The following is a 1,224-nucleotide window of genomic DNA, read 5'->3' on the forward strand; positions in this document are numbered from 1 at the left end:
CTGATCGACCGGACCGTCAATCTGCTGCAGCCAGCGCATGATCGGGGTCGCGACCACCGGGCCGATGCCGTCATCGGTCGCGTCGTCGCCGGTGGCTACGCCGGCCACCCGGGCCAGCCGGGCGACCGTCTGTTCGACGAAGACGTCGCGCGGGCGGAACAGAACACCGGCCGCCCGCGCGCGGGCCACGACCTGCATGGACAAGATGCTGTCCCCGCCCAGATCGAAGAAGGAGTCGTCGATCCCGACGCGCTCGACGCCCAGCACCTGGGCGTAGATGCCGGCCAGGATCTCCTCGACGGCGTCGCCGGGGGCGCGGTACTGCTCAGTGCTCTGGTAGTCGGGTGCGGGCAGGGCGCGGATGTCGAGTTTGCCGTTGACCGTCAACGGGATTGCGTCCACCGCCACGACGGCGGCCGGGACCATGTAGGTGGGCAGCCGCCCGGCAAGCCGGGCGCGGATATCGGCCGGGTCGGCGGTGCCGGTGAGGTAGGCGATGAGGCGCTTGTCGCCGGGACGGTCCTCGCGGACGACCACCGCCGTCCGCCCGACGCCCGCCAAACCGGCGAGCGCCGTGCGGATTTCGCCGAGCTCGATGCGGTAGCCGCGGATCTTGACCTGATCGTCGATGCGCCCCAGGTACTGCAGCTGCCCGTCGGCACGCCAGCATGCCAGGTCCCCGGTGCGATACATCCGTTGTCCGGGCTCCCCGAACGGGCAGGCCACGAACCGTGACGAGGTCAACCCCGACCGGCCCAGGTACCCGCAGGCGACACCCTGGCCCGCCACGTACAACTCACCGACCACACCGACGGGGGCAGGCCGCAACCAGGCGTCCAGCACGAACAACGCCGCACCGGGTACCGGGGAGCCGATCGGCGGCGCTCCGGTTTCCGCGGTCAGCGGCGGGGTCATGGCCGCATACATCGTGGTCTCGGTCGGACCGTACTGGTTGACCATCACCCGCCCGGGCGCCCACCGGTCGACCACCTCGTGCGGGCAGGGCTCCCCGCCCATCACCAGCGTCGTGACTGATTCCAGACCGTGCGGGGACAAAGCCGCGACCGCCGAAGGGGTGTGGCTGAGTACGCTGACCTGTTCGCGAATCAGCTTGGCGTGCAGCTCTTCTGGCGAGCGGACCACCGCATCGGGCACGATCACCAGCCGGGCGCCGCGCAGCAGCGACCCGAAGATCTCCCAGACCGAGAAGTCGAAGGCCAGCGA

1 protein-coding gene is annotated in these 1,224 nt (G+C 70.5%); it reads right to left on the reverse strand.

Features of this window, described 5'->3' with window-relative positions; all coding sequences use genetic code 11:
• The coding region (locus A9X04_RS00930) for a non-ribosomal peptide synthetase (RefSeq protein WP_156764164.1) at positions 1-1,224 on the reverse strand (1,224 nt) is incomplete at both ends.

This window comes from Mycobacterium sp. E3247 (genome assembly GCF_001667785.1).
Classification (GTDB): Bacteria; Actinomycetota; Actinomycetes; order Mycobacteriales; family Mycobacteriaceae; genus Mycobacterium.